Source organism: Capsulimonas corticalis, assembly GCF_003574315.2.
Lineage (GTDB): Bacteria > Armatimonadota > Armatimonadia > Armatimonadales > Capsulimonadaceae > Capsulimonas > Capsulimonas corticalis.
In genome coordinates this window covers 694,961-710,186 of sequence record NZ_AP025739.1, presented here as the reverse complement: position 1 = coordinate 710,186, position 15,226 = coordinate 694,961, and the positions used below count along the sequence as shown (strand labels likewise).

At 62.0% G+C, this 15,226-nt stretch carries 12 protein-coding genes; 7 read left to right on the top strand and 5 right to left on the bottom strand.

Going from position 1 to position 15,226, the window contains the following annotated elements:
* Position 1: 1 nt before the first annotated feature.
* Entirely contained in the window at positions 2 to 3,526 is a 3,525-nt protein-coding gene (locus D5261_RS03130) for a DNA polymerase III subunit alpha (protein ID WP_119324011.1), read from the bottom strand.
* A gap of 251 nt (positions 3,527 to 3,777) precedes the next feature.
* Positions 3,778 to 5,271 carry a tetratricopeptide repeat protein gene (locus tag D5261_RS03125; RefSeq protein ID WP_165864536.1) on the bottom strand — a complete coding sequence of 498 codons (1,494 nt, stop codon included), beginning with the start codon at positions 5,269 to 5,271 and terminating at the stop codon, positions 3,778 to 3,780.
* Positions 5,272 to 5,410: 139 nt separating this feature from the next.
* Between D5261_RS03125 and D5261_RS03120 the strand changes: the two genes are divergently transcribed.
* The 4 genes from D5261_RS03120 to D5261_RS03105 all read left to right on the top strand — a co-directional run bounded on the left by D5261_RS03120 (position 5,411) and on the right by D5261_RS03105 (position 8,929).
* Complete coding sequence (locus D5261_RS03120; protein WP_119324009.1) at positions 5,411 to 6,193, top strand: NlpC/P60 family protein; 783 nt, start codon at positions 5,411 to 5,413, stop codon at positions 6,191 to 6,193.
* A gap of 114 nt (positions 6,194 to 6,307) precedes the next feature.
* Complete coding sequence (locus D5261_RS03115) at positions 6,308 to 6,841, top strand: MarR family winged helix-turn-helix transcriptional regulator (RefSeq protein ID WP_119324008.1); 534 nt, start codon at positions 6,308 to 6,310, stop codon at positions 6,839 to 6,841.
* 165 nt (positions 6,842 to 7,006) lie between these two features.
* Entirely contained in the window at positions 7,007 to 7,237 is a 231-nt protein-coding gene (locus D5261_RS03110; protein WP_119324007.1) for a hypothetical protein, read from the top strand.
* A 57-nt stretch (positions 7,238 to 7,294) separates the two neighbouring features.
* On the top strand, positions 7,295 to 8,929 hold the full coding sequence (locus tag D5261_RS03105) for a DHA2 family efflux MFS transporter permease subunit (protein ID WP_165864535.1): 1,635 nt from the start codon (positions 7,295 to 7,297) through the stop codon (positions 8,927 to 8,929).
* On the opposite strand, the gene D5261_RS03100 is transcribed toward D5261_RS03105, so the two are convergent.
* Positions 8,926 to 9,717: a LytR/AlgR family response regulator transcription factor gene (locus D5261_RS03100; protein ID WP_119324005.1), complete on the bottom strand. Its 792-nt coding sequence runs from the start codon at positions 9,715 to 9,717 to the stop codon at positions 8,926 to 8,928. The genes D5261_RS03105 and D5261_RS03100 overlap by 4 nt on opposite strands.
* The gene (locus D5261_RS03095; protein WP_119324004.1) at positions 9,695 to 10,984 is read right to left on the bottom strand and encodes a histidine kinase; all 1,290 of its coding nucleotides are present in this window, start codon (positions 10,982 to 10,984) and stop codon (positions 9,695 to 9,697) included. The genes D5261_RS03100 and D5261_RS03095 overlap by 23 nt, the downstream gene beginning before the upstream one ends.
* A 279-nt stretch (positions 10,985 to 11,263) precedes the next feature.
* Between D5261_RS03095 and D5261_RS03090 the strand changes: the two genes are divergently transcribed.
* The 3 genes from D5261_RS03090 to D5261_RS03080 all read left to right on the top strand — a co-directional run bounded on the left by D5261_RS03090 (position 11,264) and on the right by D5261_RS03080 (position 14,229).
* Complete coding sequence (locus D5261_RS03090; protein ID WP_119324003.1) at positions 11,264 to 12,007, top strand: hypothetical protein; 744 nt, start codon at positions 11,264 to 11,266, stop codon at positions 12,005 to 12,007.
* A 107-nt stretch (positions 12,008 to 12,114) separates the two neighbouring features.
* Complete coding sequence (locus tag D5261_RS03085; RefSeq protein WP_119324002.1) at positions 12,115 to 13,155, top strand: class I SAM-dependent methyltransferase; 1,041 nt, start codon at positions 12,115 to 12,117, stop codon at positions 13,153 to 13,155.
* Between the two features lie 36 nt (positions 13,156 to 13,191).
* Positions 13,192 to 14,229, top strand: a complete 1,038-nt coding sequence (locus D5261_RS03080; protein WP_119324001.1) for a class I SAM-dependent methyltransferase — start codon at positions 13,192 to 13,194, stop codon at positions 14,227 to 14,229.
* Between the two features lie 86 nt (positions 14,230 to 14,315).
* Here D5261_RS03080 and D5261_RS03075 read toward each other — a convergent pair whose 3' ends face one another.
* The gene (locus tag D5261_RS03075) at positions 14,316 to 15,161 is read right to left on the bottom strand and encodes a DUF1559 family PulG-like putative transporter (protein WP_165864534.1); all 846 of its coding nucleotides are present in this window, start codon (positions 15,159 to 15,161) and stop codon (positions 14,316 to 14,318) included.
* Positions 15,162 to 15,226 lie beyond the last annotated feature (65 nt).

Below are 15,226 nucleotides of genomic sequence, written 5' to 3'. Positions count from 1 at the left end.
CTCACTCCACCCAAACCGCGCGTTCGTCCCCCAGCATGCTTTTCAGATACTCCACCATATGCTCGTCGGGCGAAACCTTCAGATTGGGTAGGAAGCACTGCACGCTGCCGGGGCGGTCGGCGATGTGCAGCAGGAGTTTGGTGGGGCCGGTGTAGCGACTGAGGAACTGCTGGAGGGTCGGCATGCGTCCCTTCATCCGGTCGTCGAGGCGGATGTGGAGGCAGGAGATTTCTGGCTGGCCGCTGCCGTAGTGCGCCTGGCGCTCGGCGGAGCCGAGGAGGACGTCGGCGCTGGCGATGGGCTGGACGGCGTCGGCGCTGATTTCGACGCTGGCGGCGGAGACGCCGCCGTCTTCGTCGGTTTGTTTGTTGATGCGGTCGCGGTGCGAGGTCTTGCCCTTGACGACGACGACGCTGTCTTTTTGCGGCGTCTCCATCTTGGCGGCGGCGCGCGGGAAGATGGTGACGCTGATGGTGCCGGTGCGGTCTTCCAACGTGAGGAAGTACATCAGCTCGTTCTTGGCCTTGGTGTAGTAATTGCGGATGTTGGTCAGGACGCCGCCGATGACGACTTCTTCTTTATCGCCGAGGTAACGGCATTCGTCGATGGTGTGTGTCGCGATCTGCTTGAGCTTTTCGACGAACTGATCCAGCGGGTGCTCGCTCAGGTAGAAGCCGAGCAGTTCTTTCTCCATCGCCATAGTCTCGGCGGCGGGCAGCGGCGGGACGTCGGGCAAGGGCGGGATGATGCGCTCTAACGCGGGCGTGTCGGGATCGTCGCCGAACATGGACACCTGACCGCTCTTGCGGTCGCGGGCGGCGGTGGCGGCGCTGTTCAATGCGCCTTCCAAGCCGGCGAGCAGGCGCGCGCGGTCCGGGTGGAGGCTCGCGAGCGCGCCGGCTTTGATCAGCGTTTCCATCGCGCCTTTCCCCGTCAGGCCGAAGTCGTAGACGCGGTCGCAGAAGTCGTGCAGCGAGAGGAAGTCGCCGCCCTTTTTGCGCGCGGCGAGAATGGCTTCGATGGGGGCTTTGCCGACGTTTTTGATCGCGAGCAGGCCGAAGCGCACGCAGCCTTCTTCGACGGTAAAGTCGGCGGAGCTGTAGTTGACATCCGGTGGGCGCACTTCGATCTTCGTGCGGCGGGCGTCGTCGAGGAAGTTGACCAGCTTTTCGGTGTCGTCCGCCTGGGTCGCCATCAGCGCGGCGAAGTATTCGACGGGGTAGTTCGCCTTGAGGTACGCCGTCTGGTAAGCGACCATCGCATAACAGAAGGCGTGGGCTTTGTTGAAGGCGTAGCCGGCGAACGGCTCGATCAGGTCGAAGATCTCAACCGCGCGCTCTTCGTTCACCAGTCCCTTTCCGACGGCGCCCTCGATGAATTTCTCGCGCTGCTTGACCATCTCCTTGAGATCTTTTTTGCCCATCGCCTTACGCAGAATGTCTGCATGGCCGAGCGAGAAGCCGGCGATGGCCTGGACGATCTTCAAAACTTGGTCCTGGTAGACGATGATGCCGTACGTCTCCTTCAGGATCGGCTCCAGCACGGGGTGGGGGTACTCAATCGGCTCCATGCCCAGCTTACACCGAATGTATCGGGGAATCTGCGCCATCGGGCCGGGGCGGTAAAGCGCGACCATCGCCGCGACCTCGGCGACGGAGCCGGGGCGCAATTCGGCGATGTAGCGGCGCATCTGCGCGCCTTCCAACTGGAACACTCCGGAGCACTCGCCGCGTCCGAGCAGATCGTAAGTTTTGCGGTCGTCCAAAGGCAGTTTCAGCACGTCGATATCGACATTGAAGCTGGCTTTGACGTTGCGCACGGCCTTGGCGAGGATGGTCAAGTTCGCCAGGCCCAGGAAGTCCATCTTGAGCAGGCCGATCTTCTCCAGCATGCCGGCGGGGTACTGGGTGACCATGCCGATCCCGTCGTCCGCCTTCTGCAATGGGGTGTGATCCACCAGCGGCTCGGCCGAGATGATAATGGCGGCGGCGTGGACACTGTCGTGGCGGGTCAGACCTTCGAGCCGCTTGGCCGTATCGATCAGTTCGCGGGCCTGACGATTGGTGTCGTACATCGCCTTGAACTCGGGATTGACCTCCAGCGCCTTATCGAGCTTCATGCCGACTGGAATGGTGGGGATCATCTTGCAGAGCTTGTCGATCTCCGGCATCGGCATCTTATTCATCGCGCGCCCGCAGTCGCGGATCGCCGCGCGGGCCGCCATCGTTCCGAACGTCGCCACCTGGGCGACATACTCACGCCCGTACTTATTGACGACGTAATCGATGACGTCCTGGCGACGCGAGTCTTCAAAGTCCATGTCGATATCGGGCATGGACAGTCGTTCCGGGTTCAGGAAGCGCTCGAAGGTGAGCCCGTATTTGATGGGATCGACATCGGTGATGCCGACGCAGTACGACGTCATGGAGCCGGCCGCCGAGCCGCGGACTCCAAAAAAGATGCCCTCGCGCCGCGCGAACTGGGCGAAGTCGCGCACGATCAAGAAGTATGCGCCAAAGCCCGTCTGCTCGATAACATCCAGTTCGAAGCGCAGGCGCTCCTCATGTTCTTCGGTGATGATCGGGTAGCGCGCCTTCATCCCGTCAAAGGCGATCTTTGCGAGGTACGACTGCGCATTCATGCCCTCCGGCAGCTTTTCCGGGACGGGCATGCCAAGGCGTCCGAACTCCAGGTTTAGGTCGCATCGATCCGCGATCTCCTTCGTCCGATGCAGCGCGTGCTCGTACTTGTTGAAGACTTGCAGCATCTCGTGCTGCGTCTTCATAAAGAACTGCTGCGACCCGTAGTTCATCTTCTTCGGGTCGTCCATCGTGGTCGCTGTCTGGACGCACAGCAAAACCTGATGCGGATCGGCGTCCTCGGCGCCCAAATAGTGAACATCGTTGGTCGCGACCAGCGGGATTCCCGTCTGCGCCGACAGCTTGTGCAGCTGCTCGTTGACGATCCACTGCTTTTCGATATTGTGGTCCTGCATCTCCAGGTAATAACGGTCCCCAAAGATCTCCCGGAACGTCTCTGCCGACCGGACCGCCTTGTCGTAGGCGTCGTCCATGATGTGTTCCGGCACTTCGCCGCCCAGACACGCCGACAGACAGATCAATCCCTCGCTGTACTGCTGCAATACGTCCTTGTCGATACGCGGCTTATAGTAAAACCCTTCCATCGAGCCGATCGAAACCAGCTTGAGAAGATTGCGATAGCCGACGTCGTTCATCGCCAGCAGAACTAAGTGCTGCGAGTCGTCCAGCTTCTTGCTTTCACGCTGGAACCGCGTGCGCGTCGCGACATAGACCTCGCACCCCACGAGCGGCTTGATACCCGCTTTTTTGCACTTCAGATAGAACTCCATCGACCCGTACATCACCCCATGATCGGTGAGACCGATGGCCGGCATATTCAGATCGACCGCCTTCTTCACAAGGTCGTCGATCCGGCAGGCGCCGTCGAGCAGGCTATATTCGGAGTGCAGATGCAGGTGGACGAAGTCAGGGGTGCGAACGGACATTCAGGAGTGTTCCTCTTACGAATTGCTGACAGAAAAATGAAGTAAAACTACTCTATTCACTATCGATGAAGGGATAAAAATACGCCGCAATTGGTGCGCGGGCGGGTTCTATTCTAGCAGAAAACGCGGGCGAAGTCAAAAGCCGAAGCGCGGCGCCAGGACGAGCAATAGGTCGAATTAACTATCGATGGGCGGCGTCCAGTAGCAGCCATTGCCGAGAAATATCGGCTGCGGCCCTAAGAAAATTTCCGCTACGACGAACTCTGGATTTGGTCCAGCCGAACACGCGCTTTGCTGGCGGCGTTCGTCGGCAAATTCAGCGCTATCCCTCGCTCATAGGCGTCGACCGCTTTCTCGGTCTCGCCCAGGCCGAGGCGCGCTTCCCCCAGCAGATAATAGGCGAGTGGGTGGTAGGAGGGATACGGTTTGAGCTCCCAATATCGCTCCGCGTAACGCAGGGCGTTGGTATAATCGTCCATTTCCAGGCTGGCCTTCGTTAAGAAGATATACACGTCGAGAAGAGTTGTCCTCGATCCCGCGCATTGGGGGAGATTGCGCTCGACGATCGCGATTTGGTCCTGAGCGTCCGGCCGATTCCCTTCCAGCGCGCAGATCCACGCGCCCAGAGCATCGGCGAAGAGGGTGTTCTTTTCATCGCCTTCAAAGGCGCGCCGTCCCCGCTCATAAAACTCTCTCGCCTCCAAAACGTTCCCGGATTCCGCCGCCAGCAGGGCGATCCCCAGTGCGTACAGTCCACTGCTTCTGTCTTCTAAACGAGGGATGAAAAGCGGATCGGAGCCGCGCGAGTTGATCAGCGCCGCACGCGCCTCTTCAAACCGTCCGAGCAGCATGAGAATGCCGTATTCCGTCATCCCGACAATCCGGCTGCCGTCCGGATAAGCGCCGCGCCCCCGCTGGCACAGATTGAGAGCTTCGGAAAAATTGCCCTGAAACGATTGGATCGTCGCCAGCTTCGCGAGCGCCTCCGCGATCTTTTTGGGATCCTTCCCGGCCGCGACGAGTTCGTAGAGGCGCTCATGGTGCGTGGCGGCGCCGGCGAGATCTCCCATATTCCTGTAAGCGACACCCGCCATGGAGTGCATCACCGAAAGCGTCGATCCTATCGGTTTGTTGGCGATTGTCGCTTCCGCCCAGCGCACCGTGTCGGCGATATTGCCGGCGTTAAAGTTCGCGATCGCCAGCTTCGCCATCAATCGGTTCTTGATGTCGCTGGTTTCCGCCAGCGGCAAACCGCGCTCGTAATATTCGCACGCCTCCCGATAGCGATTTTCGACCTCCAGAAGCCGTCCTTGTTCCAGGCATACGGTCGCCGTCACAAACGCGGTTTGCGAACACGCCGTCGCCTGCGCTCGATGCTCGGCGGCCTCCGCCGGCCGGTTTAAGCCATCCATGCATTCCGCCAGGCGGCTGTGTACTGTCGCTTGAAACGACCAGTTGTCGGTATGCCGCAACAGCGATTGATATTGCTCCGCCGCGTCTTCATAACGGCGCTGCACGCGATAGGCGTGCGCGAGCTCAAATATGGCGTTTTGTTTCCAGCGCCGCCCGCCAATCGCCGGAAGACGGACCAGGCGCTCCATCTGACACAGAGCGCGCGGATTTTCATAACGCGGCGAACTGGTTAACTGCCGAGAGTAATAGCTGGGAAGCAATTCGAACGCGATCAGATGATACAAAAAGATCACGCCGACAACGCTGATGGATGGGAAGTAGAGCCAGTTCATTGCTACGCTCCTCAAAAAGAGAATTGTACCTGGGCGCCGTTCAGTTATCGTGGTCTTAGAGATGAAGTCGTGATTGCATGACGCCATTCACCTGACGGAAATCCGCGAAACTTCTGAGTGAAATTTCCGTTCTCCATTCATGGAAACTTCCTCCGCGCCCAGCGCCTTTCGCCGATTTTTGCCCGCGCTTTGCTATCGCTTTTGGCAAAACACGCCGGCGCGGCGTCGGGACTGGCTGGGCCTTTGCGCGCTGCTCGTCCTTGTCTTCGCTTTTCCCATCCGCACGAACATTGGGCGTGAGCTCACGGTGGCGCTGGCGGTAATGGTTTGGGCGGCGGGGCTGGCGCTGTTCTGGAGGTCGCGGGCGGGACGCTTTGTGGGAATTGGCCTGGCGGTTCTGACGCTTTTTGTGGCGCTTGGTCCGGGGCGGCGTCCGGATGTTCGCAGCTTGCGCGGGGAGTATGTGCGCAGTCTGCGCGCGTATCTGGGAACGAAGTATGTTTGGGGCGGCGAGAACCGTCTGGGAATCGATTGCTCCGGGCTGGTGCGGGCGGGGATGATCGACGCGTCATTTCGGCGCGGGATAGTGACGGGCGATTGCGCGCTCCTGCGTCAGAGCGCCGATCTCTGGTGGAGCGACGCCAGCGCGGCGCGGCTGGGGGAGGGGTATGGCGGGCGCACGACGCCTGTCTGTGAGACGCAGAGCCTGCGCGAGCTGGACTACACGCGCCTGCGTCCCGGCGACATCGCGGTCACCGATGGCGGGGCGCACACGATGGCGTATCTGGGCGATCGGCAGTGGATCGAAGCCGATCCCAGCGCGGTGGTCGGAGACAAGGTGATCCAGATCAGCCCGGACGGCGGGCGCAGCGCCTGGCTGAACGTCCCCATGCATATTCTGCGCTGGCGGCGGCTGACATAGTTTCATCGCGGGGGCGTGTAGGGTAACAGATTTTATCTTCACGGAAAATAAATCACTTCGGCCCCGGCGATTCACTTGACATTTTTAGTTAGTCGCCATATAATATGGAAACTTATGGGAAAAGAAACTCCGACTCTGAATGCGCCGCTCAAAGAGGAACTGCTCAGAAAGATTTCACAGCGTTATCCAGATCTGGACGCCAGTGCGATGGAGTCGATTACGGCCGTCAAGCATGCGGCGAAGACCGTGAGCGTCGTGATGAACGCTCCTCTGGAAGAAGTGGGTCTGTCCGAGGGCAAATTCTTTGTTCTGTGTTATTTGTTTACGGAAGAGCTTCTGGACCACCCGGCTCCAGGGCCATCGGACATCGCCGATAATCTGGGAGTGACGCGGGCGACGGTGACGGGGCTTCTGGACGGCTTGGAGCGGGACGGCTATTTGGAGCGCCGCCATTGCTGCGAGGACCGGCGCGCCCTGGCGATCGGGATGACGGACAAGACGCGGCGGTTTTTGGAAGACTACATGCCCGGCGCGCTGCGCTCCGCGAAGGAGCTCATGACGGCTCTGGATGAGACGGAGCGGCGGGAGCTCATCCGTCTGCTCTCGAAAATCAAAGGCGTGGGGCCGGATTTCCGCTGCGGATATTGAGCGGCCCGGCAAAGACTCCTTGAGGCTTTGTCGTGATTGAGGTAGTTAGCCGCCTTATAAAATGGCGCGTGTCGCGAAGAGAACAGCGCAGCGGGAACTCTGCTGTCAAAATGTAATTAGGCGTCTGATGATAAGCTGCCTTCAGTTTTCCAAAGGAAAAGATAAATGATGAGAGAAGAGATGGCGGCGCCGGAAGCGCCGGGAGTCTACGCGGGTATGGAAACGGATTTGTGGGAATTGGAGCGCCGGTACCGATGCGCCAAAGCGGCCTTGCTGGACTCCGAAGGCGGAGTCGTCGTGAAGCAAACGAGGGATGAGTTCGTCGAGGCGCGCGCCGCGCTTCGGGTCGTATTTGAGGAAATCTGGCCGGATCTCGGAAAACGGTGTGAACATTGATGCGCGTTTGTCATGTCTCTTGGAAGGCGCGAAGCGCCGGTGCGAAAGAGGTTACTCATGCAAGATAGTCCTGCTCTGCCTAGCAGCGGCCGAGGAAAATTGGGGCGCGCGCACGACGCCGCCGACGCGGCCGCGACCAACCTGCGGTATCGATGGCTGATCCTGATCGGCCTGATCGTGGCGGCGGCCATGGAAGTCCTGGACACCACCATCGTCAACGTGGCGCAGGCGCAGATGGCCGGCAACCTGGGCGCGACCACGCAGGATATCGCGTGGGTCTCCACGGGATATATTCTGGCGAACGTCGTGGTCCTCCCAATGACCGCGTTTCTGACCGCGCGTTTCGGGCGCAAGAACTACCTTACCGCCTCGATCATGATCTTCACGGTGGCGTCGTTCTTCTGCGGCGCGAGCCATAGCCTGGGCGAAATCGTCGTCTGGCGTATCCTGCAAGGCGCCGCCGGCGCGGCCTTGATCTCCACGGCGCAGGCGACGCTCGTTCAGGTCTTTCCCCCCGAAGAACAATCGATCGTCCAGCCGCTGTTTCTGATGGGACTGGTCGTTGCCCCAACAGTCGGCCCGTCGCTGGGCGGCTGGCTCACCGACGCCGCGTCGTGGCACTGGTGCTTCTTCATCAACATCCCGCTGGGCGCGATCGCCGGCTTTATCGTCTTCGCGTTTCTTCACGACACGGAGGCGTCGCGCGGCGACGAGCCCGTCGACTGGGCGGGTGTCGGGCTGCTCACCGTGGGACTGGGAACACTGCAATATGTGCTGGAGGAGGGGGAGCGCAACGACTGGTTCGCCGATCCGACGATCTTCAAGCTCAGCGTGATCTCTGCGGTCAGCCTCATCGCATTGATCATCTGGCAGCTCTCGCCGCGCAATACGCACCCGGTCATGAACCTGCGGGTCCTGAAGAACAGCTCGCTGACGGCGGGCATTATTCTCTTCGTTTCCGTCGGCTTCGGTCTTTACGGCGTCTCGTATATGTATCCGCTGCTCGCGCAGACGGTCCAGGGAATGACCGCGTACCAGACGGGGATGGCGATGCTTCCCGGCGGGATCGCCACGGCGTTCAGCATCGTCTTCTGCGGCGTCATCAGCAACGATCCGAAGTCCAAGATCGACGCGCGGGCGCTCACGCTCCTGGGGATCGGCTTTTCGGTGACGGCGATGTGGCTCTTCATGCACCTCAACTCGCAGTCCAGTGTCGGCGACACCTTCTGGCCGCTGCTGATCCGAGGCGTCTCCATCGGCTTCCTCTTTGTCCCGGTCAACACCCTCGCGATCGGCAACTTGAAGCCGGCGGAGGTCAATCAGGGCGTGGGACTGCTGGGTCTGGCGCGCCAGCTCGGCGGCTCCATCGGCATCGCCGTCCTGGCGACTTACTTGAACTCCCAGATCCACGTCAACCGGGCGCATCTGGTCAATAACATCACCGTGGACAACGCGGCGTTCAACGACCGTATGTCGGGACTACAGGGATTGCTCGCATCCCAGGGATACAGCGCCCCGGCGGCTTACCAGGGCGCGCTGCACATTATCGATCAGACGCTGATGCGCGAGGCGATCATGCTCTCGTACAACCACACGTTCCTGTTCATCATGTTCGTCAGCATCGCGACCATCCCGACGCTGCTGCTTCTGCGCAAACCCAAGCCCGGAACGGCCCCGGCGGCGATGCATTAGGCGGGAGCGTCGACGGCTTCTCGGCGCAGTTTGAGATAGGCGGAAAGCCGGTTGGCGCCGGAGCGGGAGACTTCCACGGTGGAGCCGCTTCGGTCGCGCAGCTGGAGCTGATAGAGCCGGTCGCCGTAATGGACGACGCTTTCCACCGCCTGCATGTTGACCAGAGTCTCGCGCGAAACTTGCAGGAACGGGGCGCCGCCGAGCCAACGGAGCACATCGGAGATGGCGAAGTAGGTGGGGATCTCTTCGCGAACCGTGTGGATCCAGGTTCGGCGGTCGCGGCGCACGGCGGCGACGACTTCGCGCCGGGTGAGGAACCGGACAACGTCTTCCCCGGCGACTTTGACCGGGAGAAGATCTTCATCCACGGCTTCGCCTTCCCGAGCCGAGGCGGCCATGCGCTTCTCGCGGCAGATTCTCTCCATGACCTTGCGCACTTCGAGCCGTGCGACCGCTTCGGCGACCTGCGCCGCGTTCAGCGGCTTGATCAGGTAATCCACGGCGGCCACCCGAAAGGCGTCGCTGGCGCGGTCCGCGTAGCCCGTAGTGAAGACCACGAGCGGCGGCTGCGGCAGGAGATGCAGGCGCTGCGCTAGGGAGATGCCGTCCTGGCTTGGGAGCCGGATATCCATGAACACGGCCTCCGGGCGAAGCTGGGCGCAGAGGCGGAGCCCGCCTTCGGCGTCCGGCGCCTCGCCGGCGATTTCCACGCGCCCGGTTGCGCAGAGCAGCTTGGCGAGATACTTCGCGGCGATGGGTTCATCCTCAATGATTACGACTGAGATCATGTGTCTGTTCCTGGGAGAATGGGAAAGCGCTGCGGCGTTGGGTCTCGATGGCGATCCGCAGGCGTGATTCGATGGGAAGCAGCGGCAGCCGGATCGCGGCGGACGCGCCGCATCCCGGCGAGCTGGTGAAATCGAAGGCAAAGGCGTCGGCGTACAGATGGCGCAGGCGCCGGTGCATCAGTCCAAGGGCGTGCGTTCGGAAGTCGTCGCTCCGCTCGACTTTGCGTTTCACATCGATCGCCGCGCCGACTCCGTCGTCGGAAACGCAGAGATCCATGAAATCTCCGTGGGCGCGCGCGGCCAGCCGGATCGTGCCCCCGCGCGGCCTGGGCTGGAGACCGTGGCGCACCGCGTTCTCCACCAGCGGCTGGAGGATAAAGGGCGGCACAAGCACGCCGAGCAGTCCCGGCTCCACGTCGCGCTCGATCCGGAGGCGATGCCCGAATCTGAGCGCCTCGATGTCGAGATAGGCGTCCACGACATCCAGCTCCTCGCTCAGCGGGATCAAGAGCCGCTCGTCCTGATCGAGACTGGCGCGCAGGAAACAGGCGAGACGCGACGAGGCGTTGGGGACGGCGTCCGGCTCCGTCATCGACAGCGCCGACAGCGTGTTAAGCGCGTTGAACAGGAAGTGCGGGTCCATCCGGGCGCGCAGCGCCCGGACCTCGGCCATGGACGCGGCGCGCACGCAGGAGTCCCGCTCCCGCACTTCCTCCAGAACGATCAGGATCAAGGCGACGCCCGCGCCCTGCACGACGGCCTTGATGAGCTCCGTCCCGAGCGGCTCGGCGGGGCGATAGGTGTGGGTGATCGGATGCAGCGCCAGCGCCAGAATATAGCGCGTCAGCGATGTCCCCACGCCCAGCGCAAATCCGGTGAGCGGCCTCAGCGCGACCGATGGCCGCCAGCAGTGCAGGCATCCGCCGATCAAGCCCGCGCACACCATGGATATTCCGATGGCGGGCATGGGGAAGTGATCGCACTCGCACGCAAGGCCCGTGACCGCCGCTCCGACCAGCAGGCCGATCCAGGGACCGGCGACCAGGCCGGCGGCGCACGCGGTCACGATCCGGGCGTTCATCAAGCACGATTGATGGGAGACGGCCTCTTCCATCATCCCCATCGCGAGAAATACGATCAGCGCGATCGCCTGATCTCGCGCCGGCAGACGCCGCCGGCGCAAATGGCTGAAGAGCCGCGTTCGCGTCAATACGAACGCCAGCGTCGTCAGCACGCACACCTTCTCCAGAAGCGCAAAAATCTCCACGAAAGCCTCTTTCTCGCCTCCACGCGCCGGCCGATCGGCCGGCCGGCGCCCACTGGGACGGCGAAGATTTCAACCTAACAAAGTTTACCTAAACGCACGCCGCTCTGGTCCTCCTCCGGGCGGCAGTTCAGACGAAGAATCCGGCGGCTCAGACAATGCGTCCGAATTCACGCCCACAAATGTGACACAACGGTCTTACGGATCGGCGGGATGTCAAGGGCGCGACGATATCGTCCGCGCCGGGGCCGTCCTCAATCACTCTCGAAAGGAAGCTCAGTCTTGCCATTTCACACACAAGCATACTCGTGCGGCGCCGCGGCGCCCGCCGCCGCAAGCCGCTCGGGAATGGAGAAGCGCGGCCCTGCCGCCGCGTTTCTTCTTACTCTCACGGCGATCGGCGCAATTGCGATCGCCGGCTGCGGCGGGTCGGACAGCTCCGGCGGGGGAGACTCCGGCCTGCCGCTGTCGAAGGCGACGCAGTCCCAGGTCTCTCGGGGCCGCGCGATCGTCGCATCCTTCGGCTGCGTCGATTGCCACTCACAGGGCCGGAACGATCCCGGCGCGCCCGGCTGGCTCTCGGGATACAACACGGCCTCCGGACCACACGGTCCCGGCGTATTCCAGATCGGTCCGTTCGCAACCTACGCGGCCAACATCACTCCGTCCGCCACCGGACTGGGCGGCTTCACCGATCGTCAGGTCTACAACGCGCTCAAGCACGGCCTGGATCCGGGAGCGACGGCGGACGCCTCGATCAGCGGCGACACGCCGGGGCAGGGCGGCTTCCCCGCCGCGCCGCACTACCTCGCGCCTCCCATGCCCTGGGCCTCCATCCGTCATCTTTCGGATGACGACCTGTGGAGCGTCGTCGCCTACTTGAAGCACGGCGTCAAACCCGTCGCGAATACGCCGCCGGACAGTCAGGGACCGCCCGACTTCTGGGCGAGCAGCGATACGGCGGACAAGATCGGCCCCGGCGTCCTGCCGTCGTACCCGGCCGCCGGGGAACAATTCACGCCGTAACGCGCCGAGCGGCGATCTGAGCGCAGGCGCCGACTATCCATCCATTGTCGCAATGCATATTTTGCGCCAACTTGCACATTTCCATCGATCTCAAAGGAGAAATCACAATGACTAATGACACGACCCTCTCTCGCCCCGACGTCAACATCCAGCGCCTGGCGCAGATCTTTTGGGGCTTCGCGCCCTCGCTGATCGTGGAAACCGGGGTGCGCCTGCGCATCTTCGATATCCTGGATTCGGGGGCAAAAACGATCGCGGAGGTCGCCGAGGAAACGGCCGCGTCGGAGCGCGGCCTGCGTTCGCTGCTGAACGCGCTGACGGGCCTGGGCCTGCTTGCGAAGACGTCCCGGGAGCGTTATTCACTGACGCCGGAGAGCGAGACATTTCTGGTGAGCACACGCCCGGGTTACCATGGCGGATTCATCCGTCAAGTCCGGGACAGCTTCATCCCGACGTGGATGGATCTTGCCGAGGTTGTCCAGACCGGCAAGCCCCGCGCGGCCTCGATGAACGCCGAAAAGGGAGGCGTGGAGTTCTTCCAGAACTTCGTGGAAGACCTCTTCCCGGTGAGCTATGCCGCGGCTCAGGCGTTCGCGCGCAGCCTGAATCTTTCCACAAGGCGACAAACGACGTACGCCCTGGACATCGCGTGCGGATCGGGAGTCTGGGGGATTGCGCTGGCCCAGGAATCGGAGCATGTCCGCGTGACCGGCGTGGACTGGCCCGGAGTTCTGCCCGTGACGCGACGCACGACGGAGAAATTCCACGTCGCGGATCAGTTCGAGTTTATCGGCGGCGACATCCTCGAAGCCGATTTTGGCGCGGGCTACGAGGTCGCCACCCTCGGGCACATTCTGCACTCGGAAGGCGAAGCGCGCAGCCGGGAGCTGCTGAAGAAGGTCTACACGGCGCTGGCGCCCGGCGGGACGATCGCCATCGCGGACATGCTTCCCAACGAAGAGCGCACCGGCCCGCCATTCCCGCTGATCTTCTCGCTCGTGATGCTGCTCGGCACGGACGCCGGCGACACCTACACGTTCGAAGAGATCCAGCAGTGGCTGACGGAAGCCGGTTTCGTGGAGGCGCGAACCATGCCCTCCCCCAGCGTCTCCCCGCTGATCGTCGCCCGCAAGCCTTTCGGGGCTTAGACCGAATGCCATTGAAAATTTCAAAGGAGAAATCTTATGACTGTCAATACGATTGAGGCGAGCTCTCATGTTTCGCCGCAGCGCGTCTTGCAAATCGCCTGGGGCTACGCGCCGACGCTGATTGTGGAAGCCGCCCTCCGGCTGCGCATTTTTGATTTGCTCGATGTCGGCCCGATGGGTCTTTCGGAAGTTGCGGAGGAGACGGCGGCGTCGCCGCGCGGCCTTCGGTCACTGTTGAACGCGCTGGTCGGACTCGAGTTTTTGTCCAAGGACTCGCAAGCGCGTTATTCACTGACGCCGGAAAGCGCGGCGTTTCTTGTCAGCAGTCGCCCAGGTTATTTGGGCGGCGTCTATCGACACGCGCCTGACCGCTTTCTGCCGGTGTGGAGCAGTCTCGTGGATGCGGTGCGCACGGGAAAGCCCAAGATCTCCATGAACGAAGAGGCTCCATGCACCGAGTTTTTCTCGGACTTCGTGGAAGATCTCTTCCCGATCAATTTCGGCGCCGCTCAAGCGTTCGCGAAATCATTGGACCTGGGCGGGCGCCGCGAGCCGACTTATGTCTTGGATATTGCGTGCGGAGCCGGCGTGTGGGGAATTGCTCTCGCGCAGGAATCTGAGCACGTGCGCGTGACGGGCGTCGATTGGCCAGGCGTCCTGCCGGCGGCGCGCCGTATGGCGGAGCGCTTCGAAATCGCGGATCAGTTCGAGTTCATCGGCGGCGACATTCGGGAGACGGAGTTCGGAGCGGACTACGATATCGCCGTATTCGGACATGTACTGCACGGGATTGGGGAAGCGCGGGTTCGGACCTTGTTAAGCCGTGCTTACGGCGCATTGGCTCCCGGTGGAACGATCGTCATCGCGGAGGCGTTTGTGAATGAGGAGCGCACTGGCCCGCCGCAAGCGCTCATTCACTCCGTGATTATGCTTCTGAATACGGACGACGGGGATACGCATACGCTCGGAGAAATGCAGCAATGGCTCATCGAAGCTGGCTTTGTGGAGCCGCGCCCAATGTCCGTCCCTAGCGCTTATCCGCTGATCGTCGCGCACAAGCCTTACTCATCCTGATTGGGGGCAAATTGGGAGCGGCTTGACGAAGAAAAGCCCCGCGCTGGCAGGCGCGGGGCTTTTTTTTGCGGGACGATCTGAGTGGACTAGATCGGGCTGAACGTCATTGCGTAGCCGCCCATGTTGCCGGTGCCGGCCGCGACGGCGGTGTTGCTGGAGGTGCTGGGCGCGGCGGCGTCGGTCTCATTGACCGCCGGGGCTCCGCCGGAGACTTTCTCGGGCCTCAGCCACTTCACATGGCCGTCGCACGCCAGGTAGTTGGCGCCGTCGTTGTGGACGCCCTTCTTGCCGACCGGGGCTAGCCCGTTGGCGCTGATGTCGCCGGTGGCGTACTTTCCGTAGCACCAGTTCGTGGTTGGGGAAAGACCGCAGGCGCCGGCGTTGCTGCCCAGGCCCGATCCGCTGCTTTGCTCGGCGGGGTCGTTGACGGGCACGCCGACCAGATGGGTCGGGCCATAGGTGTTGCCCTGGATCTCGAACAGCAGAACGGTATTGGCGGGGCTGCGCTGAACGACGGTGTTGTTGTAGTCCGTGGTGATTTGCGGATAGTAGTAGCTGATCCCGCCGACGTACGCCGCGTTCAGGGCGTAGGACAGCTTAAACACGCCGGCGGTGGGCTGCGTGGGATCGTCCGGGCAGCCGTAGACGCCCGTGCTTTTGACGTAGGGATACATTTTGCCGGCCCAGCCCTGTCCGTAGTGCTGGCTGTCGGAGGGCAGCGTTTCGTCGTTGTCCTGCGTGTACTGCATAAACGCGAGGCCCAGCTGCTTCAGGTTGGAAGCGCACGATGTCTGCCGGGCCTTCTCACGGACCTTGGCGAAGGCGGGGAACAGAATCGCGGCGAGCACCGCGATGATAGCGATCACGACGAGAAGCTCGATCAGCGTAAACGCGCGAACTTTCTCGATGTTTCGGTAACGGACTGGCGACATGGGAACCTCTTAACTTCTCAGTCTTTCGTATTCTTCAACGTAAAAATTGCCTGCTACTCTGAGTA